The organism is Rhizobium favelukesii (assembly GCF_000577275.2).
In the GTDB taxonomy this organism is placed as follows: domain Bacteria; phylum Pseudomonadota; class Alphaproteobacteria; order Rhizobiales; family Rhizobiaceae; genus Rhizobium; species Rhizobium favelukesii.
This window is the reverse complement of the sequence record NZ_HG916855.1, coordinates 309,732-332,452: the sequence shown is the minus strand read 5'-3', so window position 1 is coordinate 332,452 and position 22,721 is coordinate 309,732. Positions and strand designations below refer to the sequence as shown.

17 protein-coding genes and 1 pseudogene are annotated in these 22,721 nt (G+C 61.4%); 14 read left to right on the top strand and 4 right to left on the bottom strand.

What is annotated here, in order from left to right:
- Position 1 precedes the first annotated feature (1 nt).
- The 5 genes from LPU83_RS65060 to LPU83_RS65040 are packed head-to-tail and all read left to right on the top strand — an operon-like array spanning position 2 to position 6,035.
- Positions 2–1,381 (top strand): amidohydrolase, encoded by a 1,380-nt coding sequence (locus LPU83_RS65060; RefSeq protein WP_024317243.1) that lies wholly within the window; start codon positions 2–4, stop codon positions 1,379–1,381.
- Between the two features lie 24 nt (positions 1,382–1,405).
- On the top strand, positions 1,406–2,503 hold the full coding sequence (locus LPU83_RS65055) for a BMP family ABC transporter substrate-binding protein (protein ID WP_024317244.1): 1,098 nt from the start codon (positions 1,406–1,408) through the stop codon (positions 2,501–2,503).
- A 3-nt stretch (positions 2,504–2,506) separates the two neighbouring features.
- Complete coding sequence (locus LPU83_RS65050; protein ID WP_024317245.1) at positions 2,507–4,030, top strand: ABC transporter ATP-binding protein; 1,524 nt, start codon at positions 2,507–2,509, stop codon at positions 4,028–4,030.
- Complete coding sequence (locus LPU83_RS65045; RefSeq protein ID WP_024317246.1) at positions 4,027–5,127, top strand: ABC transporter permease; 1,101 nt, start codon at positions 4,027–4,029, stop codon at positions 5,125–5,127. Before LPU83_RS65050 ends, LPU83_RS65045 begins: the two co-directional genes overlap by 4 nt.
- Complete coding sequence (locus LPU83_RS65040) at positions 5,124–6,035, top strand: ABC transporter permease (RefSeq protein WP_024317247.1); 912 nt, start codon at positions 5,124–5,126, stop codon at positions 6,033–6,035. The genes LPU83_RS65045 and LPU83_RS65040 overlap by 4 nt, the downstream gene beginning before the upstream one ends.
- Positions 6,036–6,060: 25 nt before the next feature.
- Here LPU83_RS65040 and xdhC read toward each other — a convergent pair whose 3' ends face one another.
- The 3 genes and pseudogenes from xdhC to LPU83_RS65025 form a co-directional block, all read right to left on the bottom strand.
- Positions 6,061–6,903 (bottom strand): xanthine dehydrogenase accessory protein XdhC, encoded by an 843-nt coding sequence (gene xdhC / locus LPU83_RS65035; RefSeq protein ID WP_024317248.1) that lies wholly within the window; start codon positions 6,901–6,903, stop codon positions 6,061–6,063.
- A 21-nt stretch (positions 6,904–6,924) separates the two neighbouring features.
- Positions 6,925–7,180: pseudogene (locus LPU83_RS65030) on the bottom strand (xanthine dehydrogenase molybdopterin binding subunit); the annotation flags it as partial.
- A gap of 100 nt (positions 7,181–7,280) precedes the next feature.
- Positions 7,281–8,342, bottom strand: a complete 1,062-nt coding sequence (locus LPU83_RS65025) for an AraC family transcriptional regulator (protein WP_037071087.1) — start codon at positions 8,340–8,342, stop codon at positions 7,281–7,283.
- A 102-nt stretch (positions 8,343–8,444) separates the two neighbouring features.
- Between LPU83_RS65025 and LPU83_RS65020 the strand changes: the two genes are divergently transcribed.
- The 8 genes from LPU83_RS65020 (at position 8,445) to LPU83_RS64985 (ending at position 17,183) form a co-directional block, all read left to right on the top strand.
- The gene (locus LPU83_RS65020; protein ID WP_024317250.1) at positions 8,445–9,212 is read left to right on the top strand and encodes a 3-hydroxyacyl-CoA dehydrogenase; all 768 of its coding nucleotides are present in this window, start codon (positions 8,445–8,447) and stop codon (positions 9,210–9,212) included.
- A gap of 25 nt (positions 9,213–9,237) precedes the next feature.
- Entirely contained in the window at positions 9,238–10,425 is a 1,188-nt protein-coding gene (locus LPU83_RS65015; protein WP_024317251.1) for an acetyl-CoA C-acyltransferase, read from the top strand.
- A 21-nt stretch (positions 10,426–10,446) separates the two neighbouring features.
- Positions 10,447–11,574, top strand: a complete 1,128-nt coding sequence (locus LPU83_RS65010; protein ID WP_024317252.1) for an acyl-CoA dehydrogenase family protein — start codon at positions 10,447–10,449, stop codon at positions 11,572–11,574.
- Between the two features lie 69 nt (positions 11,575–11,643).
- Entirely contained in the window at positions 11,644–12,876 is a 1,233-nt protein-coding gene (locus tag LPU83_RS65005) for a 3-methyl-2-oxobutanoate dehydrogenase (2-methylpropanoyl-transferring) subunit alpha (protein WP_024317253.1), read from the top strand.
- A 1-nt stretch (position 12,877) separates the two neighbouring features.
- Positions 12,878–13,891 carry an alpha-ketoacid dehydrogenase subunit beta gene (locus LPU83_RS65000; protein ID WP_024317254.1) on the top strand — a complete coding sequence of 338 codons (1,014 nt, stop codon included), beginning with the start codon at positions 12,878–12,880 and terminating at the stop codon, positions 13,889–13,891.
- Between the two features lie 3 nt (positions 13,892–13,894).
- The gene (locus tag LPU83_RS64995; RefSeq protein WP_024317255.1) at positions 13,895–15,151 is read left to right on the top strand and encodes a dihydrolipoamide acetyltransferase family protein; all 1,257 of its coding nucleotides are present in this window, start codon (positions 13,895–13,897) and stop codon (positions 15,149–15,151) included.
- Positions 15,152–15,156: 5 nt separating this feature from the next.
- Positions 15,157–16,554, top strand: coding sequence for a dihydrolipoyl dehydrogenase (gene lpdA / locus LPU83_RS64990; RefSeq protein ID WP_024317256.1), 1,398 nt, complete (start codon positions 15,157–15,159; stop codon positions 16,552–16,554).
- Positions 16,555–16,655: 101 nt separating this feature from the next.
- Positions 16,656–17,183 (top strand): hypothetical protein, encoded by a 528-nt coding sequence (locus LPU83_RS64985; RefSeq protein ID WP_024317257.1) that lies wholly within the window; start codon positions 16,656–16,658, stop codon positions 17,181–17,183.
- A gap of 238 nt (positions 17,184–17,421) precedes the next feature.
- Here the strand turns inward: LPU83_RS64985 and LPU83_RS64980 are convergent, their stop codons facing one another.
- Positions 17,422–18,804 (bottom strand): FAD-binding oxidoreductase, encoded by a 1,383-nt coding sequence (locus LPU83_RS64980; RefSeq protein WP_024317258.1) that lies wholly within the window; start codon positions 18,802–18,804, stop codon positions 17,422–17,424.
- A gap of 379 nt (positions 18,805–19,183) precedes the next feature.
- Between LPU83_RS64980 and LPU83_RS64975 the strand changes: the two genes are divergently transcribed.
- On the top strand, positions 19,184–22,711 hold the full coding sequence (locus LPU83_RS64975; protein WP_040680872.1) for an adenylate/guanylate cyclase domain-containing protein: 3,528 nt from the start codon (positions 19,184–19,186) through the stop codon (positions 22,709–22,711).
- Positions 22,712–22,721: the final 10 nt, after the last annotated feature.

Genomic DNA, 22,721 nt, shown 5'->3' with positions numbered 1-22,721 from the left:
CATGGCCGGCTATCTCCTGAAGAACTGCGCGGCTGTGATCGTTAACGAGGGCAAGGGCCCGACAGTCCAACGCAATGTCGACATTCTGACAAACGGCCGGGCGGTCCAGGCGATCGGCGAAGATCTTGGCCAAAGCGAGTTGCCGGTCGGAACAATCGCACAAGATGCCGCCGGCTGGTTCGTCTACCCGGGGCTCGTCAACACCCACCATCACTTCTTCCAGTGCTTCGTGCGCAATCGCGCTGATCTCGACTGGACGAAGCTTTCGGTTATCGAGTGGCTTGACCGCATCTATCCGGTCTTCTCGCGGCTCAACGAGGATTGCTTCTACCACGCCTCGCTCACAGCGATGGCCGAGTTGATCAAGCATGGCTGCACCACGGCCTTCGACCACCAATATTGCTTCCCGCGACATGCCGGCAAACGGCTGATCGACCGCCAGTTCGAGGCAGCCGAACGTCTCGGGATGCGCTTTCACGCCGGTCGTGGCGGCAATACCTTGCCGAAGTCTAAGGGCTCGACCATTCCGGATCAGATGCTCGAAACGACGGACGAATTCATTGGTGATTGTGCACGCCTGATCGACAGCTATCACGATGCGAGCCCCTTCAGCATGCGCCAGGTGGTGGTCGCCCCCTGCCAGCCGGTTAATTGCTACCGTGAGACCTTCGTCCAATCGGTCGCGCTGGCGCGCGATCGCGGCGTCCAGATGCACACGCATGTTGGCGAGGGCGAGAGCCCGGTCATGGCGGCGCGGCACGGAATGCGCACGGTCGACTACTTAGCGGAACTCGGCTTTGCCGGCCCCGATGCCTTCTATGCCCATTGCTGGGAACTGACACATGACGAACTGCGCAAAATGGCTGCAAGCGGCACCGGTGTTTCTCATTGCCCAGAGCCGGTTTATCTGGTTGGCGCCGAAGTGACGGACATCCCCGCCATGGCAGCGTTCGGCCTTCGGGTGGGGCTCGGCTGCGACGGAGCAGCCTCCAACGACAATTCAAATCTGATGCATTGCCTGCACTCAGCCTACATGCTGCAGTGCCTGGCGGCATCCACGCGCCTCCACCCGGTTCCGCCTCCGGTCGATTTCCTCGGCTATGCAACAACAGGCGGCGCGGCCCTGCTTGGCCGCAGCGACATCGGTCGACTTGCACCGGGTATGGCCGCTGACCTTTTTGCAATCGACACACGGCGCATGGACTATGTCGGCACACGCCACGATCCGCTGAGCCTAATGGCCAAGGTCGGCATCGGCATGCCGACCGACTTGACGATGATCAACGGCCGCATCGTCTGGCAGAAAGGCGAATTCGCGGGCCTCGACGAAGCCCGACTGTTTGCCGAGGCCGAGGCCGCTCTTTCGACCGTGGAATTTTAAAACACCAAAAAGGGGAACCAAAACATGACAATGATAACCCGCAGAACCCTGATGCAGACAGCCGCCGCTGCTGGCCTGGCCGGCGCCATTGGCGGCCGCGCGGCGCTGGCGGCTGACAAACCGCTCGGCATCACACTCGTCGTCCCCTCTCCGGTCGGCGACGTTGGCTGGGGGCACGCGCTCGCTGCCGGCCTCGACCCCATCAAGGCCGCGTATGGCGACAAGGTGAAGGTGACGGTCGTCGAGAATATTCCCGAGGGCCCGGACGCTGACCGGATCATGAACAAGACGGTCGCCGACGGAAACACGTTCCTGATTGCCGGTTCCTTCGGGTATCAAAACGGTGCCCTGCAGATTGCCCGCCGCAATCCCAAAGTCACCGTCTTGCATGCATCGGGCTTTCAGGTGGCTCCGAACTTCTCGCCATTTGCTGCCAAGTATTTCCAGGGCACCTATCTGCTTGGCATGGCGGCTGCTGCTCTTTCCAAGACCGGCAAGCTCGGTTCGGTTTCTGCCTTCGCCATCCCCGAGTTGATCACCTCCATCAATGCTTTCACGCTGGGTGCCCAGGCCGTCAGGCCCGATATCGAGGTTTCGGTCGTGTGGGTGAACTCGTGGTTCGACCCGGCCAAGGAGCAGGAAGCGGCAAAGGCCCTGATTGCCCAAAAATGCGACGTGATCTTCTCCAATGCGCAAGACACCCCCTCTGTCATTTCGGCATGTGAGGAAGCCGGCGTCTATGCCTTCAACCTCAACTCGTCGATGAAAAGCTACGCCCCGAAGACCTATCTAGGCTGCGTCTCCACAGACTGGTCGCCGTTCTTCAAGGCCTCGGTCGATGCCCATCTATCCAACACGTTCAAGGGCGCAAATACTTTCCTTGGTGTTGCCGACAAGGTTGTCGAGGTCGTGGATTGGAACCCTGCGATCCCGGCCGACACGATGACCAAGATCAAGGCGGCAGAAAAAAAGATTGCCGATGGAAGCCTTTCGCCGTTCACCGGACCAATCACCAAGGCCGATGGCAGTGAGGGTGCTGCCTCCGGCAAAACCCTGACGGATGGCGAAATCGTGGCCATGGACTGGCACGTCAAGGGCGTGACCACGCCTCTGCCGAAGTAAGCCATGACCGTCCCGCTCCTGTCGCTTCGCGGCATTTCGAAAAGCTACGGCCCGATCCATGCCAATCAAGGCATCGATCTGGATGTTGCGCCGCAGTCGATCCATGCAATTCTCGGAGAAAACGGGGCGGGCAAATCGACGCTGATGAAGATGATCTATGGCGTCGAGCCGCCAGACAGCGGGACCGTTGTCTGGCGAGGCGAGCCCCTGGCTTTTGCCTCCCCCGCCGAGGCGAGGCGCAAGGGGATCGGCATGGTCTTCCAGCATTTTTCGCTGTTTGAGACCCTGACCGTCTTGGAAAATATCCAGCTGGTGGTTCCAGGCAGGAAAGCCGATCTCATGCAGCGCATCGGCAAACTCGGGCGTGATTTCGGCCTGGAGGTCGATCCGCTCGCTCATGTGCACACGCTCTCCGTGGGCGAGCGACAGCGTGTCGAAATCATCCGTTGCCTGATGACCAGTCCAAGGCTGCTGATCCTTGACGAGCCCACATCCGTCCTGCCGCCGCAACTCATCGAGACGCTCTTCGACACCTTGCGCAGGCTGCGCGATGGCGGCGTTTCCATCCTCTTCATCTCCCACAAGCTGGAGGAAATTCGGGCGATCTGCGACAGGGCGACGATCCTGCGCGGCGGGCGTGTCACGGGACATATCGACCCACGCATGCATGATGCCCACGACCTCGCCCGCATGATGATCGGTCGCGACATGCCCGAGCCTATGCCGGCGCTGCCGCTGTCGGGCGGCGAGAAGCGGCTTGAGATCATCGGCCTTAATCACCGGCCCGAAGATCCTTTTGCCGTACCGTTGAGCGATATCACGCTCACCGTTCGTTCCGGCGAAATCCTCGGCATTGCCGGCATTTCGGGCAACGGTCAAGGCGAGCTCGCCTCGTTGATCTCTGGCGAGGTTCAACTGGCGAAAGAACAGCGCGACAGGATCTACATGATGGGGCAGGATGTCGGACGGCTCAACGCCGCCGCCCGACGCCAGCTTGGATTTGCATTCGCCCCGGAGGACAGGCTCGGACGGGGTGCGGTTCCGGAGATGTCGCTGGTTCTCAACAGCCTGTTGACGGCCCATCCCTTGAGCCTCTTGCGCCATGGCCTGATCGATCAGGCGAAGGCGACGGCCTTCACCGATGACTGCATTCGCCAATATGACGTTCGCACGCCCGGCCCGGACACTGAGGCCGGCGCCCTTTCCGGCGGCAATCTGCAGAAGTTCATCGTCGGCCGCGAGATCATGCTTTCACCCAAGCTGCTTTTTGTCGCGCAACCCACCTGGGGCGTCGATGTTGGCGCCGCGTCCGCGGTGCGCCGCAGACTTGTCGCGCTACGCAATGACGGCATGGCCATTCTCGTGATTTCCGAGGAACTCGAGGAGCTTTTCGAACTCTGCGATTTCATCCAGGTGATGCACCACGGCACGCTTAGTCCGCCGCTCGTGACCAGGGATACCCGACCCGAGGAGGTCGGCCGTTACATGATTGGCGCACAGCCCTTGCCGAAGAAGGTCATTGCATGAGTGCCCTGTCCGTTGCCTTTCTGCCCACGCTTGTGCGCCGGGAGCGCGCTTCGATTGCCGCAACGCTGGCAGCACCCTTCCTTGCCCTTTCGGCGGCCACCATCCTCAATCTCGGCCTCTACGTGCTGATGGGCCGCGATCCGGTCGATGTTGTCTACGCAATGCTGCTCGAGCCCTTTTACTCCTGGGCTTCTTTTGCGGAGGTGCTGTTGAAGGCGGGACCGCTTCTGCTCATCGCACAGGGTCTTGCGATCGGCTTTCGCGCCAAGGTCTTCAACATCGGCGCCGAGGGCCAATTCATTCTGGGCGCCATTTTCGCATCCGCGATCCCCGTCTGGTTTCCTGAGGCAACCGGGCAGTGGATTTGGCCGGTGATGCTTTTCCTTGGCGTCATCGGCGGCGCCTCTTGGGCTTCGCTCACCGCATTCTGGCGCGTCAGGCTCAATGCCAACGAAATCCTCGTTTCGCTCATGCTGAGCCTCGTTGCCGCGCAGCTTTTGAACTTCCTGCTGCTGGGCCCGTGGAAGGATCCGAACGGCTTCAACTTCCCCCAATCCGTGATGTTCCAGTATGACGCCATGGTGCCGATCCTGATTTCCGGTACGCGCGTCAACGTCTCGCTGCTGATTGCCATCGCCCTTTCATTGGCCGCCTGGGTTTTCATGCAGAAGAGTTTCACCGGCTACAAGCTCCAGGTGGGTGGCCTGGCGCCGCGCGCGGCCGGTTATGCCGGCTTCAGGCAGGGCCGGGCGATCTGGCTATCGCTGCTGATCGGCGGCTGCGCGGCAGGCCTTGCCGGGGCGGCCGAGGTCGCAGGCCCCTTGGGACAGCTGCAGCGCTCGATTTCTACCGGTTACGGCTATGCGGCCATCATCGTCGCCTATCTCGGCGGCTTGCATCCGATTGGCATCGTCGCCTCCGCATTGTTCATGGCAGCACTTTATATCGGCGGCGACAACGCCATGGTGTCGGCAAACCTGCCAATCGCTGCGGTCCGTGTTTTCCAGGGCAGCCTGTTGCTCGCCTATCTGGTTGCCATCGCCTTCGTTCGCTATCGTCTCGAATGGCGCCGGAGCGCCTACTGGAGCCAGCCATGAACGCCATCGCGTTCATCCTTGCTGGCATGCTCGCGGCTGCGACGCCGTTTCTTCTCGCCGCGCTCGGCGAGCTGGTGGTCGAGCGTGCAGGCGTTCTCAACCTCGGCGTCGAAGGTCTTATGGCCTTTGGCGCGGCACTTGCCTTCATCATCGTCTACCATGGCGGTGGACATCTTCTAGGCTTCGTCGTCGCGGGGCTTGGCAGCGCCATCCTTTCCGTGGTCTTTGCGGTTATCGCGCTTGGATTTCGGGCAAACCAGGTGGCAACAGGACTTGCCATCGGCATCCTTGGCCAGGGTCTGTCTGCACTCTTCGGCAAGACCTATGAAAGCTTGACGGTCAAGGGAATTCCAAAGCTTGCCCTTCCCTGGTTGTCGGACATCCCGATCGTTGGCGGGCTCTTCATCCAGGACGCCGTCGTGTGGCTGTCGCTCGCGGCAACGCTCGCCATCTGGGCAATGTTTGCCTATTCGAAGATCGGCCTCGTTGTGCGCGCCGTCGGCGAGAATCCCAAGGCCGCCCACGCGATTGGCTATCGCGTCATTGCCATTCGCTTTGCCGCCGTCGCATTCGGCGGCGCGATGGCCGGCTTTGCCGGCGCCTATGCGGCAGTGGTCTACACACCGCTCTGGGCAGATGGGATGATCGCCGGGCGCGGCTGGATCGCGATCGCGCTTGTCGTCTTCGGAACCTGGATGACCGGCCGCATTTTCCTGGGGGCATGCCTCTTCGGTGCCGTATCATTGATCAGCCTTGCCGCCCAGGCGACGGGATTGAACGTTCCGTCACAGCTGCTTGCAAGCCTTCCCTATCTCGTCACGATCATCGTGCTCGGCATCATTTCGGCAGATCGTCGCCTGTTGAAGCTGAATGGCGTTGCCTCGCTCGGCGAACCTTTCGAGCGTTGACCTTGGGGATTAAAGCCGGACCGCTTTAAGCTACTGTTTTTTTGGTACTGGCCAACGCGTGATACGACAGGGCGGCCACCATGATTTCGGCGGCTGCAAGCGTTGCAATGACGGCGGGACGCTTGTCCTTTATGGCCGTGCCGCCGATCGGGCAGACGAGGCAATCGATGAGCTCTTTGCTCCCGACTTCGTGCGTGAGCCAGTTCTTGAAGGTCGCCCGTTTTGTCTTCGAGCCAATCATCCCGACATAGGCGGCATCGCCCCGACGCAGTGCTTCGGCGGCGATCAGAAAGTCGAGCGCATGGTCGTGGGTGAGAATGACGAATGCGCTTCCCGCCGGCGCATCGCGCACGATCGCCTCTGGCATTGCCGTCAGGCATGTTTCAATGCCCGATGCACGCGACGCGGCAAGCTCGTCGTCGCGGGTATCGACCAGCACCGTACGCAGGGGCGCCAGCGACAATGCCGTTGCCAAAGCGTCGCCAACATGTCCGGCGCCAAAAACATAGACATGAGGTCTTCGGGCCATCTCGGCGTCGGTTCGCGCAATCAGCTCGTTTGCAACGTCGCGCGTCACTGGGGTGAACGACAGCCCGACCCGACCGCCGCAGCATTGACCAATTTCCGGACCAAGCGGAATGCTCATCGTTGTGGTCGGCTGGGATTGGCGAAGCGTGCGTCGTGCCTGATCGATCGCCATATATTCCAGCTGCCCACCGCCGATGGTTGAAAAGCAGCGGCTCTTGGCCACCAGCATCCAGGCATCGGTATCGCGCGGTGTCGAGCCGACTGCTCTCGTCACTTGGACGAGAATGCAATCTGGCTCTTGGCGCAGAAAATCCCGCAAATCGTCGCGAGCGGCAGGCATACCGGTCAACCTTCCTTCAAGAGCACGCATGCATTCGATGGCCATCAGCACACGTTCCGGCCTCGCCGACGCATCGATGCAAGGAGGAATATAATAGTCTGCAACGCTCGCCACCGCCATGGAGATTGCTGCAAGCACGGAGATTGCAAGTATCAGGGGGCTCGCCGACGGCTTTCGACCGACGAATGGTGTCTTCGCGGTTGACCGACCACTCGGCAAGGCGGATGCTGAATATTCTCGGCCGATCGGCGGCCAGAGGGATCTTGTAGGTCGACGGGTATTTCCATGCCGCCGGCGAAAGACTTTCAAAATTTTCTGGGAAATTCAGGGCGTAGATCCACGAGAAGTGGCGGATATTCTCAAGCGTTGTGTCCACCTTATAGGGCGGCTGCACCGCTTTGCCTGCGGAAAGCGTGCGGGCTTTTCGACATCCATTTGCGAAAGGCGCGGAAGAAGGCACTGGGCTCGGAATAGCCAAGCTGAGCGGCAATATCGCCGATGGTCTTCGACGTGTTGAGCAGCATGTCGACGGCAAGATCACGGCGTATATCGTCCTTGATGCCGGCATAGCTCTGTCCCTCGTCACGAAGCCGGTGACGCAAGGTGGACGGCGGCATGCGCATGTCTGCGGCAAGATCCGCGAAATTCTTCCATGCAGATGGAGGCACCTTGTCGAGCCGCCGCCTGACACTGGAAGCAAGCCCCGCATCATAGCGATAACGCACCAGAATATTGGCCGGCGCCCCTCGCAAAAACTGCTTCAGCGCCTGCTGCGTGCGCATGATCGGCAGCTCCAGCATCGCACTGTCGAAGCCAAGGCGGCTTATCGGTTGCCCAAACCTGACCGGCGCGCCGAAGAACAGCCGATAGTCGGCCTCCTGCTTCGGTTCGGCGCAGCGAAAGTCGACGAGCCGGATCGGAATGCGCCGACCAACCAGCCAGCAGGTTATTCCATGGATGAGGATCCAATAGGTGCGATAGGCGAACGCCGAACGCGGTCCACCGGCATCGGCCAGCTCGATCTCAGCAAGCCCATCCTTGACGACAAGCTGACCGCGCGGATCATCCAGCACGACGTCGAGGAAACGCAGAGCCCGGCGCAGCGCATGGCCGAGCGTTCGTGCATGCAAGACGCAATGGCAAAGCAGGGTAAAGCTGCCGCTGCGCATCGGCCGCCCGCCCATCCCGAAAAACTCGTCATCGAGCTCTCGGGCGATGGCAAGCCACAGAGCGCCGTAAGTTTCGGCCGATACCGGCTGATCGACCACCGCCGGCAGCCCCAGCGAAGAAAGCAGTGGTCGTGTCGGCCGTCCCATACGCCTCAGGCTATCGAGCGCCTCCTCGACGAATCCCGGCGCGATCATGCGCCTATCGATGTCAGCCACCAGTTCCTCCCACTTATGGCAAAACTGTCCAAAACAATGCAGCACTTTAGTCATCGCTTGCAATATGGCGACGGAATAGAATCCACTTCCTTGGGATCGTACCGGAAGGATGGCACATCCCACAGGCGACGATCGCAAGGTGATGGGAGGAGACCGATGCTGATCCGTGGAGCAACCTTTATCGTGACCGGCGGCGGGTCAGGCCTCGGTGCGGCAACGGCGCGTATGCTGGTTGAAAACGGCGCGCGCGTGGTCATCGCCGATCTCAACGATACAGTCGCAGAGGCAATTGCCGCAGAGCTTGGCACCGATGCCTGCTACGTCAAGGCCGACGTGACCAACGCGGAGGATGGAGCCGCTGTGGTGGCAACCGCGCTGGAGTCATTCGGCGGCTTGAGCGGGCTCGTAAACTGCGCTGGCGTGGCGCCGGGCGAGAAGGTCATCGGCCGCGATGGTCCCCACAGTCTCGACAATTTCGTGCGGACAATCAGCATCAATCTCGTCGGCACCTTCAACATGATCCGTCTAGCGGCATCGGCCATCCAGCATCAGCAGCCGGATGCCGAGGGCGAGTGCGGCATCATCGTCAACACCGCCTCGATCGCGGCCTTCGACGGGCAAGTCGGCCAGGCCGCATACGCTGCCTCCAAGGGCGGCATCGCCTCGATGACGCTTCCGATCGCCCGCGAGCTTGCCCGCCACGGCATTCGCGTCGTTTCGATTGCCCCGGGCATTTTCGAAACGCCGATGATGGCAGGCATGCCGCATGAAGTGCAGGAAGCGCTCGGCAAGAGTGTGCCCTTTCCGCCGCGCCTCGGCAGGCCCGCCGAATTTGCCGCGCTGGTGCGCCATATATGTGAAAACAGCATGCTGAACGGCGAGGTCATTCGCCTCGACGGTGCGTTGCGCATGAGCGCGCGCTGACCGTTTGTCTGGAAGGATTGAGACAATGGCTTTGCAGGACCCTATCGTCATCGTCGGTGCAGCGCGCACGCCGATCGGCGGTTTCCAAGGTGAACTCAAAGAGGCAGCCGCACCCGAGCTCGGGGCCGCTGTTATCCGCGCGGCGCTTCAGCGCAGCCTGGTCGAGCACGATGCCGTCGACGAGGTCGTGTTCGGCTGCGTATTGCCGGCAGGCCAGGGCCAGGCACCTGCCCGGCAGGCGGCAATCGGGGCAGGCCTGCCCTTTTCCACCGGCGCCAGCACCGTCAACAAGATGTGTGGCTCCGGGATGAAAGCCGTCATGCTGACGCATGATCTTCTGGCGACGGGAAGCGCCACTGTCGGCGTCGCCGGCGGCATGGAAAGCATGACCAATGCGCCCTATCTCCTTGATCGTGCCCGTGGCGGCTACCGGCTTGGCCACGGGCGCGTCATCGATCATATGTTCCTCGACGGGCTGGAGGACGCTTATGACAAGGGACGCTTGATGGGCACCTTCGCCGAGGACTGCGCCGAGGCATATCAGTTCACGCGCGAGGCGCAGGACCATTATGCGGTCACATCGCTGATGCGCGCGCAAAAGGCCATCGAGGCCGGCTACTTCGACGCCGAGATCACGCCGGTCTCCGTCACCGCGGGAAAGGGCGAACAGATGGTCAGCCGAGACGAACAGCCCGGCAAGGCAAGGATCGACAAGATTCCGCTCCTCAAACCGGCCTTCCGCGACGGCGGTACCGTGACCGCAGCCAACTCCAGTTCGATCTCCGATGGTGCGGCCGCTCTCGTGCTGATGCGTCGTTCCGAAGCCGAACGCCGGGGATTGAACGCGCTTGCGACAATCAGCGGCCATGCCACGCATTCGCAGGCGCCCAATCTCTTTGCCACCGCTCCGATCGGCGCCTTGCAGAAGCTCTCCGATCGGATCGGCTGGCCGCTCGATACCGTTGACCTTTTTGAGATCAATGAAGCATTTGCCGTTGTCGCCATGGCTGCCATGCGCGACCTGAGGCTGCCGGACGAAAAGGTCAATGTGCATGGCGGGGCCTGCGCCCTTGGGCACCCGATCGGTGCGTCTGGCGCACGTATTCTCGTCACGCTGCTTGCGGCTCTCGAGCGCTATGAGCTGAAGCGCGGCATGGCTGCCCTATGCATCGGCGGTGGCGAGGCAACCGCCGTTGCAATCGAGCGTCATTAGAAGGGCCGGGAGGAGACGAGCATGATCCTTTCCGATCTGAGCCAACAAATCCGCGATCTTGCGCGCGATTTTGCCCGAAAGCGCCTTGCCCCGGGTGCGGCTGCGCGTGACCGGGAGCACAGGTTTCCACGCGAAGAACTCAACGAGATGGGTGAACTCGGCATGCTCGGCATGCTGGTTCCCGAAGACTATGGCGGTTCCGATACCGGCACTGTCGCCTATGCAGCCGCACTTGAAGAAATCGCCGCCGGCGACGGACCATGCTCGACCATCATGAGCGTCCACAGTTCCGTGGCCTGCGTGCCGATCTTGAAATTCGGCACCGATGAGCAGAAGCAGCGTTTCCTGCCCAAGTTTGCCAGCGGCGAATGGATCGGCGGCTTTGCACTGACGGAACCGCAAGCAGGTTCGGACGCATCCAATCTGCGCAGCCGGGCGCGCCGCGATGGCGATCATTACGTGCTCGACGGTGCCAAGCAGTTCATCACCTCGGGCAAGAATGGCCAGGTGATCATCGTCTTTGCCGTGACCGATCCGGATGCCGGCAAGAAGGGAATTACCGCCTTCATCGTCCCAACCGATACGCCGGGCTACGAAGTCATCCGCGTGGAGGAAAAGCTTGGGCTGCATTCGACCGACACTTGCCAGATCGCCTTCAACGGCATGCGCATCCCGGCCGAATTGCGGCTGGGTTCGGAGGGCCAGGGATATCGGATTGCGCTCGCCAACCTCGAAGGCGGTCGCATCGGGATCGGCGCTCAGGCAGTCGGCATGGCGCGTGCTGCCTTTGAGGCTGCGCGCGACTATGCGCGCGAACGCACGACTTTCGGCAAGGCAATCATCGAGCATCAGGCGGTCGCCTTCCGCCTCGCCGACATGGCAACCCAGATCGAGGCCGCCCGTCAGCTGGTGTTTCATGCCGCGACGCTGCGCGACAATGGTCTGCCGTGCCTTTCGGAAGCATCGATGGCCAAACTCTTTGCGTCCGAGATGGCAGAGCGGGTCTGCTCGGATGCGATCCAGATTCATGGTGGCTACGGCTATATGGCCGACTATCCTGTCGAGCGTATCTATCGGGATGTCCGCATCTGCCAGATTTACGAGGGAACGAGCGACGTGCAGAAAATGGTAATCGCGCGCAATCTATAAGAACGAGAAATGCGGCGTTCCGTTTCTGAGGAGAGAAACGAACATCGCAGCTGGGAGGGAAACTACGATATGACGGACGCAGCTCAACTGAGCCTCCATGTTCCAGAACCCGCCGTGCGACCGGGCGGCCAACCTGATTTTTCCAACGTGAAGATTGCCAAGGCCGGTGTGGTGCCGCGCCCCGAGATCGACGTTGCGCCGGAGGAGATCCGCGACCTTGCCTATTCGATCATCCGTGTGCTCAATCGGGAGGGCGAAGCCGTCGGCCCGTGGACGGGCATGCTGTCCAACGAGGAGCTGCTGACCGGCCTGCGCAACATGATGAAGCTTCGCGCCTTCGATGCCCGCATGCTGATGGCGCAGCGCCAGGGCAAGACGTCGTTCTACATGCAGCATCTGGGCGAGGAAGCCGTCAGCTGCGCCTTTCGCAAGGCCCTTCGCAAGGGCGACATGAATTTCCCGACCTATCGGCAGGCGGGCCTTCTCATCGCCGACGACTATCCCATGGTCGAGATGATGAACCAGATCTTCTCGAATGAAAGCGACCCGTTGCGCGGCCGTCAGCTGCCGATCATGTATTCGTCGAAGGAGCACGGCTTCTTCACCATCTCAGGCAATCTGGCGACCCAATATGTGCAGGCCGTCGGTTGGGCCATGGCTTCGGCCATCAAGAACGACAGCAGGATCGCGGCGGCCTGGATCGGCGACGGCTCGACGGCAGAATCCGATTTTCATTCCGCTTTGGTCTTCGCCTCCACCTACAAGGCCCCGGTCATCCTCAATATCGTCAACAACCAGTGGGCGATTTCCACCTTCCAGGGGATCGCACGTGGCGGCTCCGGCACGTTTGCCGCGCGCGGACTTGGTTTCGGAATTCCTGCCTTGCGCGTCGACGGCAACGATTACCTCGCCGTCTACGCGGTTGCTCGCTGGGCCACGGAACGAGCCAGGCGCAACCTTGGGCCGACCTTGATCGAATACGTCACTTATCGCGTCGGCGCCCATTCGACATCGGACGATCCAAGCGCCTATCGGCCGAAGACCGAGTCCGAAGCCTGGCCGTTGGGTGACCCGGTGTTGCGTCTGAAGAAGCATCTGATCGTCAGGGGCGCATGGTCGGAAGAACGCCATGTTCAGGCCGAGGCCGAAATCATGGACGAGGTCATCGAAGCCCAGAAGCAGGCAGAACATCACGGCACGCTGCATGCCGGTGGCAGGCCCTCGGTGCGTGACATCTTCGAAGGTGTCTATGCGGAAATGCCGCCCCACATTCGCCGCCAGCGGCAGAAGGCAGGTTTCTGAGATGGCCAGGATGACGATGATCGAGGCCGTGCGAAGCGCCATGGACGTTTCGATGGCCCGCGATGACGATGTGGTGGTTTTCGGCGAGGACGTCGGATACTTCGGCGGGGTGTTTCGCTGCACTCAAGGGTTACAGGCGAAATACGGCAAGACACGCTGTTTCGATACGCCGATCAGCGAATCCGGCATCGTCGGTACGGCCATTGGCATGGCGGCCTACGGCTTGAAGCCCTGCGTCGAGATCCAGTTCGCCGATTATATGTATCCGGCCTACGATCAGATCACCCAGGAGGCGGCCCGCATCCGCTATCGCTCGAACGGCGACTTTACGTGCCCGATCGTCCTTCGCATGCCGACGGGTGGCGGCATCTTCGGCGGCCAGACACACAGCCAGAGCCCGGAAGCGCTGTTTACGCATGTCTGCGGATTGAAGGTGGTCGTGCCCTCCAATCCCTATGACGCCAAGGGGCTGCTGATTGCCGCCATCGAGGATCCGGATCCGGTGATGTTCCTGGAGCCGAAACGGCTTTACAACGGGCCGTTTGATGGTCATCACGAACGGCCCGTCACCCCATGGTCGAAGCATGAGCTCGGCGAGGTGCCCGAAGGGCATTATTCGATTCCGATCGGAAAGGCCGACGTTCGACGCGCAGGCTCGGCGGTGACGGTGATCGCCTACGGCACGATGGTTCATGTCGCGCTGGCGGCCGCCGAGGATACCGGCATCGATGCCGAGGTGATAGATCTACGCAGTCTGCTGCCCCTTGATCTCGATACCATCGTGCAATCCGTCGGCAAGACGGGACGCTGTGTCGTCGTCCACGAGGCGACGCTGACGTCGGGATTTGGCGGCGAGATCGCATCGCTCGTGCAGGAACACTGCTTCTACCATCTTGAAGCGCCTGTCGTGCGCGTCGCCGGCTGGGACACACCGTATCCGCACGCCCAGGAATGGGATTACTTCCCCGGCCCCGGACGTGTCGGGCGAGCACTTGCCGAAGTCATGGAGGCCTGAGACATGGGCGAATTCATCATCAAGATGCCCGATGTCGGCGAAGGCGTGGCCGAGGCCGAACTCGTGGAATGGCATGTCAAGGCAGGCGACCCGGTAAAGGAAGATATGGTGATCGCCGCCGTTATGACCGACAAGGCGACCGTCGAGATCCCGTCGCCGGTCACGGGGACTGTCGTCTGGTTGGGTGCCGAAATCGGCGACAAGATCGCGGTCAAGGCGCCGCTTGTGCGCATCGAGACGGGCAGTGGTGCGGCGATCGAACGGGTCGACGCGCCTGCCGCTGCTGGCGCGAAGGCTCCTGAAAGTGCGACCCCCCCGACAGTTCAACCAAAAGACACAGCTGCGCCGACGGCTGCCCTCCCACCACGACCTCAGGCCGCGGTTCCCGCAGAAAAACCGCTGGCGTCGCCATCTGTTCGGCTTTTGGCAAGGGAAAGCGGCGTCGACCTGCGTCAGCTCAAGGGATCTGGCCCCGCCGGTCGCATCCTTCGCGAAGACGTCGAGCAATTCATCGCGCGCGGCGAACTGCCCTTCCTCCAACCGGCCATCGCGAAAAAAACGTCGACCGAGGAGGTCAAGCTCACCGGCCTTCGGCGCCGGATCGCCGAAAAGATGTCGCTGTCGACCTCTCGCATTCCCCACATCACCTATGTCGAGGAAGTCGACGTGACCGCGCTGGAGGAGCTGCGGGCCACGATGAACCGCGACCGCAAGCCAGAGCAGCCGAAACTCACCGTGCTGCCGTTCCTTATGCGGGCAATCGTCAAGGCGGTTGCCGAGCAACCGAGTGTCAACGCCACCTTCGACGACGATAAAGGCATCCTCACCCGGCATGGGGGCGTCCATATCGGCATTGCCGCCCAGACACCCGCCGGACTTGTCGTGCCCGTCGTCAAGAACGCTGAGGCACGCGGCATCTGGGATTGTGCGATCGAGATGAGCCGCCTGGCCGAGGCGGCGCGCGCCGGTAGCGCGACCCGCGACGAGCTCAGCGGCTCGACCATCACCATCAGTTCGCTTGGCGCGCTCGGCGGCATCGTCTCGACACCGGTGATCAACCACCCGGAGGTCGCCATTATCGGCGTGAACAAGATTGCCGTGCGCCCGGCCTGGGATGGCACGCAGTTCGTGCCGCGCAAGATGATGAACCTATCCTCGAGTTTCGACCACCGCATCATTGACGGATGGGATGCTGCCACCTTCGTCCAACGTGTCCGGGTGCTTCTCGAAACACCCGCCCTGATTTTCATCGAAGGCTAGGATTTATGAAAGAGATCGTCTGCAAGCTTCTCGTCATCGGCGCTGGACCCGGCGGTTATGTCTGCGCCATTCGAGCCGGGCAACTCGGTCTCGACACCGTCATCGTCGAGGCTGACAAGCCGGGTGGCACCTGCCTCAACGTCGGATGCATTCCTTCCAAGGCCCTCATCCATGCGGCCGAGGAGTTTGGTGCTGCCAAGCAGATGCTGACCGGCAGAAACGCAATGGGCATCGGTATCGAGGCCGCGACCATCGACCTCGCCAAGACCATTGCCTGGAAGGACGGCATCGTCGGCCGCCTGAACAGCGGTGTCTCCGCGCTGCTGCAGAAGGCAAGGGTCAAGATCGTTCACGGCCGCGCGGCCTTCCGCGACGGTAAGACGGTCGAGGTCGAGACCGAGACGGGCATGCAGGTCATCCGCGCGGAGACTGTTGTTATCGCCACAGGTTCTAAGCCCGTGGAACTTTCCGCCCTTCCTTTCGGCGGTCGGGTGATCTCGTCCACCGAGGCGCTCTCGCTCGGCGAAGTGCCGAAGAGACTGGTTGTCGTCGGAGGCGGTTACATTGGCCTCGAACTCGGTATCGCTTTTGCCAAGCTGGGCTCAGAGGTAACAGTCGTCGAAGCCACCCAGCAGATACTGCCGCAATATGATGCCGACCTGGTGCGACCCGTCGCGCGCCGGCTTGGTGATCTCGGCATTCGCACCCTGACGGGAGCGGAGGCAAAGAGCCTCTCGGACGACGGCAATGCACTTGTCGTCGAGACATCGGGCGGACAGCAACAACTGCTGCCTGCCGACCGGGTGCTTGTCACGGTCGGTCGGCGGCCGCGATCGGCAGGCTCAGGTATCGAAGAGCTCGATCTCGATCGCAGCGGGCCGTACCTTCGCATCGATGATCGCTGCCGCACCTCCATGCGGGGCGTCTATGCAATCGGCGACGTCACCGGTGAACCGATGCTGGCCCATCGCGCCATGGCGCAGGGAGAAATGGTCGCCGAGATCATTGCCGGCAGGAAGCGCGCCTGGGACAAACGCTGCATTCCGGCGATCTGCTTTACCGATCCGGAAATCGTGACTGCCGGGCTTTCGCCGGACGAGGCACGTGCTCAAGGCTATGCGATCCGCGTCGGACAATTCCCGTTCAGCGCAAATGGCCGGGCGATGACCATGCTGTCGGAGGAGGGCTTCATACGCGTCGTCGCCCGGGCCGATACCAATCTCGTCCTTGGCCTGCAGGCCGTAGGCGTCGGCGTTTCCGAACTCTCAGCGGGTTTTGCACTGGCCATCGAGATGGGCGCGCGGCTGGAGGACCTCGCCGGTACGATCCATGCGCATCCGACGCGCAGCGAGGCTCTCCAGGAGGCTGCCCTCAAGGCGCTCGGGCACGCATTGCACGCCTGAAGCGATTTCCGTCCCAAGCTCGGATCGCGAGACGCAAAATCGGTTTGGAGCTGGGGCATTATCTGATAGCTAGCGCGCTCACGCTGACGGAGCAGTTGAGAATGGCGGCCGCATTGTATCGAGACTACATCGTTGACCTGAAAGCCAGGATCGATGACCTTCACGCCAACGCGGAGCGCTACCAGACCTACGCGTTGACGATGGAACTGCTAGCCCAAAAGAACCTCGTCAGCTACTCCGCAAAGAAAGCGAAAGGTCTGACGGAAGGCCTGTCCTACCGCCGCGACTTCACGACCGGTCAGGCTGTCCAGATGCAGCAGCAGGGTGCCTATCCTCTGTTCGCGGGATTTTTCAATCTCGGCCAGTTTCTGGCCTTCACCGGACAGGGGCGCGAGCAGGATGCGAAGCAGTTCGCCGAGCTTCTAACCGACAATTGGCAGTACCCGACCTGCGCGGTGCATTTCGTCTTCCGCCAGAAAGGACAACCAAAGACTTTGTCGACAAGGATGCATTTTGTTGGATTGAACGGAGAGGCGGAAACTGCAGCCTACGAGCAGAAGGCCCATCGTGCGGGCAGCATGGTGCAGCACCGGCCCTTCTCGTCTAATCTGTTCTGGGAATGGAAATAGCCGCTGCGCACGCAGTGCCAGGCATCGGCAAATTCGTCCGTTGTTCGTCATCTCGCCGCCCTGGCTCGTGTTCCTTTTCACCAGAAGCATGCGGCAGGGCGCTGACATTTTCGACGACTTACTCGGCCTGTCCTGGCGCGACGCAGCCGTCGACCAGAATGGTGTGGTGTCCTGCGATCACGGCCGTTCGACGGTGGCGTTTCTAGGCAACGCCGCTCTCGGCAGGCTCCTCGAGAGGTCAGGCTGCAGGACGGATGTTGTGGTTCATCCGGAACAAGTTGCCCGGGTCGTATTTCCTTTTCAGGTTGACGAGACCCTCGTAGTTGTCGCCGTACGTGGCCTTCAGGCGTGCGTCGCCTTCGTCGCCCATCATGAAGTTCGGATAAGCGCCGCCGAGATCGAACGGGTGGACCGCCTGCCAATAGTCGGTTGCCCATTTCTTCAGCGTCGGCGCCTGATGCGGGTCGGCGTCGACCCCAGCAATCACCATCGACCACGTGGCATCGCGGCAATTCCATGCCGTTTCATTTTTTGCCTTGCGGTGGACAGCGGCGTCGATCGGGTAGAGGTGCATGCACGAGGGTTCGCTGGGCGCCTTGGCAACCTGCTCGATGTGCGCTTCGATCGCTGCGTCGGGAAGCGTCTTCACGAAGTCGCCCTTCCAGTACCATTGTAGGCCTTTCGGATAGAGCCCGTCGAACATGGCTTGAAGGGCTGGGTATTGTATCGGACCGGCAAAATCGATAATCGGCTCGGGAAGCGCCTTGCGGACGGCGTTGACTGCCTTCTCCCCGTCGGCGACTGCCCCGTTGTATGAAACGAGCATCACGCAGATCCGCTTGCCACGATGGTCCACCGGGAATGGATCGGCCGAGGGAACTGTCTGTAGCCCAAGGAAAATGTAGAACTCGTCCGGCGCGGTCGGCAGAAACTCGCGGTACCAGCGCATAATATCCGCGGCCTTCTCCAACTCCCAGAAGATCGGACCGGCATAGACGGTGTCCGCAGGGTGCGCCTCGAACAGAAAACTGGTGACGACGCCAAAGTTGCCGCCGCCGCCGCGCAGCCCCCAGAAGAGATCGGGGCGCTCAGTCTTACTCGTGATGACGAACGTGCCGTCCGCCAGCACCACGTCGGCCTCGATCAGATTGTCGATGGCAAGCCCGTATTGGCGGGTGAGGTATCCGTGGCCGCCGTTCAGCGTCAGGCCCGCTACGCCTGTGGTCGAGACGATACCGAAGGGGATTGCAAGCCTAAAGCCGTGGGTGGCATGGTCGACGTCGCCAGTTGTGCACCCGCCGCCGACGCGAACGGTCCGCCTTACCGGATCGACGCGCACACCCCGCAGCAGCGACAGATCGATGACGAGGCCGTCGTCGACGCTGGCAAATCCAGCTCCGTTGTGGCCGCCGCCGCGGACGGCGATCGGAAGTTCGTTGTCGCGGCCGAAGTTTACGGCGGCACTCACGTCCGCTGCATCCGTACACTTTGCGATCAGCAGCGGCCGCTTGTCGATCATGGCGTTGTACAGCTTGCGGGCGTCCTCGTAGTCGACATGATCGCGTCCGATAAGAGCGCCGCGAAGATTCTGTGTGAGCTTCCCGATGTTTTCGCTGTTCATTACACCCTCCTGAAGCCGAGCCTGGAGTTCCTGACGTCGGATCGAACGCTGGCGAGACGCGTTCACGAGAACGATGCACTGACGACTGACTTCGCTCCCCACAGCGGTCGATTTTCGAGCTCAAAGAATGCGCTAAAAGATGCGGATAGTCTATAATCCTCCCAGTCATAGCTAGCCTTGAAGATGCCGCGCCTGAGCGGCGAAGGAAAATGAGCTTCGCAAATTCGGTCATGAGCAAACCTGATGCCCAAGGGCGTCCCGACGGGATACTTTGATTTCCTCGATCCCCTCCGGGTGCGAACAGCCCCTGCGCCACAGCGTGGCACGACGGCGACGCTCGTGGTATTTTTTTAAGAACGGTGGAGCGGAATGGACGTCGATGCAGACGATTGAGGATTGGCTAAGTCAACTCGGTCTTGGCAAGTACGCCGAGGCCTTCGTCGAGAATGACGTTGATCTGCGAGCGCTCCCTCATATCGCGGAATCCGACCTCCGGGAGCTCGGCGTCTCGCTTGGGCACCGGAAGATTATTCTAGCTGCTATAAACGGACTTGCGCAGCAACGTCCGGACGAACAGCCTGCTGCTTCAGCCGCTACCGAGGCCGCGTCCGAAACTGCGGCTGACCGGCGACTGCTCAGCGTGCTCTTCTGCGACCTGGTCGGGTCGACCGCGCTGTCGGCGCAGCTCGACCCGGAAGACATGCACGAGTTGACCCGCCGTTATCAGGATAGCGTCGCCGGCGCAGTCACGCGGTTCGGAGGCTACGTCGCCAAGTATCTCGGAGATGGCGTGCTTGCCTATTTCGGATGGCCCATGGCATACGAGGACCATGCCGAGCGTTCAATCCGGGCCGGCCTCGAGGCGATGGCCGCCGTCGACGCCCTGCAGTCGCCCAACACGCAGCAATTGAAGGCGCGCATTGGCATCGCATCAGGGCACGTGGTCGTTGGCAACACCGACGGTAGCGCGAAGGAGCGTGCATCGATCGCGGGAGACACTCCCAACCTGGCAGCACGCCTGCAGGCCGCGGCCGCCCCAGGCCAGATCGTGGTCTCCGACAGCACCCGCCGCCTCGCTGGGCAATCGTTCGAAATCCAGAGCCTCGGCGAGCAGGAGCTCAGAGGCTTCACCTCGCCCATTGCGCTGTTCGAAGTCCGCGGTGAGCGAGAGGTGGATAGCCGTTTCGAAGCCTCGCATGCCACCGGGCTTTCGAAATTTGTCGGCCGCGTTAGTGAGATCGGGCTGCTGCTCGAACGGTGGGAGTTGGCGAAGGCCGGCCAAGGCCAGGCGGTCTTCCTGTCGGGGGAGGCTGGCATCGGGAAATCTCGCCTAATCGAGGCTTTCGAAGAGCATCTGCAAGAGACACAGCATGAACTCATCCGATTGCAATGTTCACCCTATCACGCTACCTCGGCCTTTTACCCGATCGTCGAGCGACTAAGCCGGGTCGCATCGTTTGCCCCGACAGATGACCGGAACACGCGCGTCGAAAAGTTTTGCACCCTTGTTCGCCTCTACGGCGAAAGTCCCTCCGAGGTTGGCGCGATCTATGCCGAGCTGCTTTCGCTCGACGTCGGCGACGAGTTCAGGCCGCCGGATCTCCCCGCCCACCAGCGCAAGGAACTTCTCGTCCGCACATTGGCGAACCGTTTGCTGCTTGCGGCCAGGATCGCACCGGTGCTCATGGTCGTCGAAGACGCGCACTGGATGGACCCGTCCACCAGCGAAGTTCTGAGAGAAGTCGTCAGCCGGCTTCACGGCACAGCCGCCCTTGTCGTTGTGACCCATCGACCGGAATGGAGCGCGGACTGGGCAAGCGGACTGGCGCAGGCGACGACCCTCTCCATTGGGCGCCTGACCCGGCAGCAGATGCGCGAGCTGATCGAATCGATGGTCTCCGACATTCCCGAACAGCTTGCCGAACGGATTGCGGAGCGAACGGACGGAGTGCCGCTGTTCGTCGAGGAGTTGACCCGGTCGATCGTGGAGAGCGGAAAGTCGACGTCGCTCAACTTAGAGATCCCGGACAGTCTGCAGGGCTCCCTGATGACACGTCTCGATCGTTTGGCGACGACGGCCAAGAAGGTCGCGCAAATTGCCGCCGTAATAGGCAGGGAATTCGATCGCGGCCTTCTTTCGAAGATCGCAGGCCTCGACGAGCGAACGCTCGAGGAAGCACTGAACCAGCTCGAGTCCAGCCAGATCGTCGTCGAAGGCGGCGTTTTGCATGATGCTCTCGTTTTTCGCCATGCGCTCATTCAGGATGCGGCCTACCAATCGCTCCTCAACCGGCGCCGTCGACATTTCCACGAGGAGATCGCCAGGGTTCTCATCGACCAGTATGCCGACGTCGCTGCCACGCAGCCCGAGCTCATTGCCCAGCACTACGAGAAAGCGCAACGGATTGAGCTCGCGCTTCCCTACTGGATGAAGGCCGGAGAACGCGCCCTTGCACGATCAGCCAACTATGAGGCGGTCGACCATTTCCAGAACGCCCTGGCGATCGCAGAGCAGTTGCCCAAAGGACCTGACCGGCAAACGGACCTGCTCGCCGCGATCCTAAAACTCGGCGACGCCCTCTTCGCTGCGGGCCGCATGACGGATTCGCTGGCGAAATACAGGCTGGCTGCCCCATTGGCACGCGAAGCGACCGACACGCAAGCCTTTGTTCGCGCGGTGATCGGTCTTGACGGCTCCAAATTCCTCTCCTCGAATTCGCTTGCCGAAACGTTGCCGCTTCTCGAGGAAGCCCTGGCGATGGTTGAACCAGCGGATAAGAGGTCGCGATGCCAGCTTCTCAGCCGCCTTGCGCGGGCATACACCTACCTGAGCGACAGCAAGAACGCCGCAAAATGCCACGGTGAAGGAATCGAACTGGCCCGACGGGTTGGCGATAAAACTGCGCTTGTGGAGCTCTCCACTCTGCCATTCCTGACACCGGCACCGGTCAAATCCGTCATGGAGAGAAACGATCGGATCGTTCGCCTAGATGAAATAAGACGCCTCGCGGGTGAGATCGACGACGACGATGTGCAAAGCCGAGCGCTTTCAATTGACGCCTACGTCTCCACGGAGCTCGGCGACCGCGCACGAGCCGATCGGGCGGTTGACGCGCTGGAAGAACTTGGTACCAAGCGGCAGCATCTCAACGTCCAGTTCTACGCTCGCATCGCAAGAGCGATGATGGCCATCCTCGATGGAAGGTTCACCGCCGCGGAAGAGTTCGCTGAAGAAGCGCTGAAGCTGGGGATGCGGAACCTTGGCGCGGCGCCCGAGGGCGTTTACGGCATGCAGATGTTCGCGATCCGACGGGAGCAGAGCCGCCTCTCGGAGGTCGCACCGGTCATGAAACTGTTGATCGAGGAAAACCCGGAGGAAACCATCTGGCTACCGGGTTTTGCCTTGGTTGCCTTTGACCTCGGGTATCGGGAAGCGGCCCAGCGGAGGTTGAGCGAGCTTGCCCGCACGGGCTTCGCCCTTCCGCTTGACGGAAAGCGAAGTGCGTCCCTCTCGTTCCTGACGGAAGTCGCCGCCGGTCTCGGCGACGCGGATGCTGCCCAGACCCTCTATAAGCTTATGCTCGACTACAAGGAGATGACCGTCACGATAGGTATGGCGACCGTTTGCTTCGGCGCGGCAAGCCGCTATCTGGGAGTGTTGGCAGCCGCGTTGGGTGAATTCGACAGAGCGTCGGAGCACTTTGAGCACGCGCTCGAGATGAACTCGGCAATCGGCTCGCGGCCGTGGCTCGCACACACACAGGCAGATTATGCGGACTTGCTGATGAAAATAGGTAGCCGGGCCGCGATAAAGAGAGCAATGTCGCTATCCGAGCATGCCCGGTCAACTGCGGCCGAACTGGGAATGGTGCGGCTGCAACAGCGACTGAAGCCAACGATTCATTAGGACCAGCAGT

Coding starts and splice junctions, on each gene's coding strand:
- LPU83_RS65060 (WP_024317243.1), top strand. CDS start 2: ATGGCCGGCTATCTCCTGAAGAACTGCGCGGCTGTGATCGTTAACGAG.
- LPU83_RS65055 (WP_024317244.1), top strand. CDS start 1,406: ATGACAATGATAACCCGCAGAACCCTGATGCAGACAGCCGCCGCTGCT.
- LPU83_RS65050 (WP_024317245.1), top strand. CDS start 2,507: ATGACCGTCCCGCTCCTGTCGCTTCGCGGCATTTCGAAAAGCTACGGC.
- LPU83_RS65045 (WP_024317246.1), top strand. CDS start 4,027: ATGAGTGCCCTGTCCGTTGCCTTTCTGCCCACGCTTGTGCGCCGGGAG.
- LPU83_RS65040 (WP_024317247.1), top strand. CDS start 5,124: ATGAACGCCATCGCGTTCATCCTTGCTGGCATGCTCGCGGCTGCGACG.
- xdhC (WP_024317248.1), bottom strand. CDS start 6,903: ATGCCTGCCGCTCGCGACGATTTGCGGGATTTTCTGCGCCAAGAGCCA.
- LPU83_RS65025 (WP_037071087.1), bottom strand. CDS start 8,342: ATGACTAAAGTGCTGCATTGTTTTGGACAGTTTTGCCATAAGTGGGAG.
- LPU83_RS65020 (WP_024317250.1), top strand. CDS start 8,445: ATGCTGATCCGTGGAGCAACCTTTATCGTGACCGGCGGCGGGTCAGGC.
- LPU83_RS65015 (WP_024317251.1), top strand. CDS start 9,238: ATGGCTTTGCAGGACCCTATCGTCATCGTCGGTGCAGCGCGCACGCCG.
- LPU83_RS65010 (WP_024317252.1), top strand. CDS start 10,447: ATGATCCTTTCCGATCTGAGCCAACAAATCCGCGATCTTGCGCGCGAT.
- LPU83_RS65005 (WP_024317253.1), top strand. CDS start 11,644: ATGACGGACGCAGCTCAACTGAGCCTCCATGTTCCAGAACCCGCCGTG.
- LPU83_RS65000 (WP_024317254.1), top strand. CDS start 12,878: ATGGCCAGGATGACGATGATCGAGGCCGTGCGAAGCGCCATGGACGTT.
- LPU83_RS64995 (WP_024317255.1), top strand. CDS start 13,895: ATGGGCGAATTCATCATCAAGATGCCCGATGTCGGCGAAGGCGTGGCC.
- lpdA (WP_024317256.1), top strand. CDS start 15,157: ATGAAAGAGATCGTCTGCAAGCTTCTCGTCATCGGCGCTGGACCCGGC.
- LPU83_RS64985 (WP_024317257.1), top strand. CDS start 16,656: ATGGCGGCCGCATTGTATCGAGACTACATCGTTGACCTGAAAGCCAGG.
- LPU83_RS64980 (WP_024317258.1), bottom strand. CDS start 18,804: ATGAACAGCGAAAACATCGGGAAGCTCACACAGAATCTTCGCGGCGCT.
- LPU83_RS64975 (WP_040680872.1), top strand. CDS start 19,184: ATGCAGACGATTGAGGATTGGCTAAGTCAACTCGGTCTTGGCAAGTAC.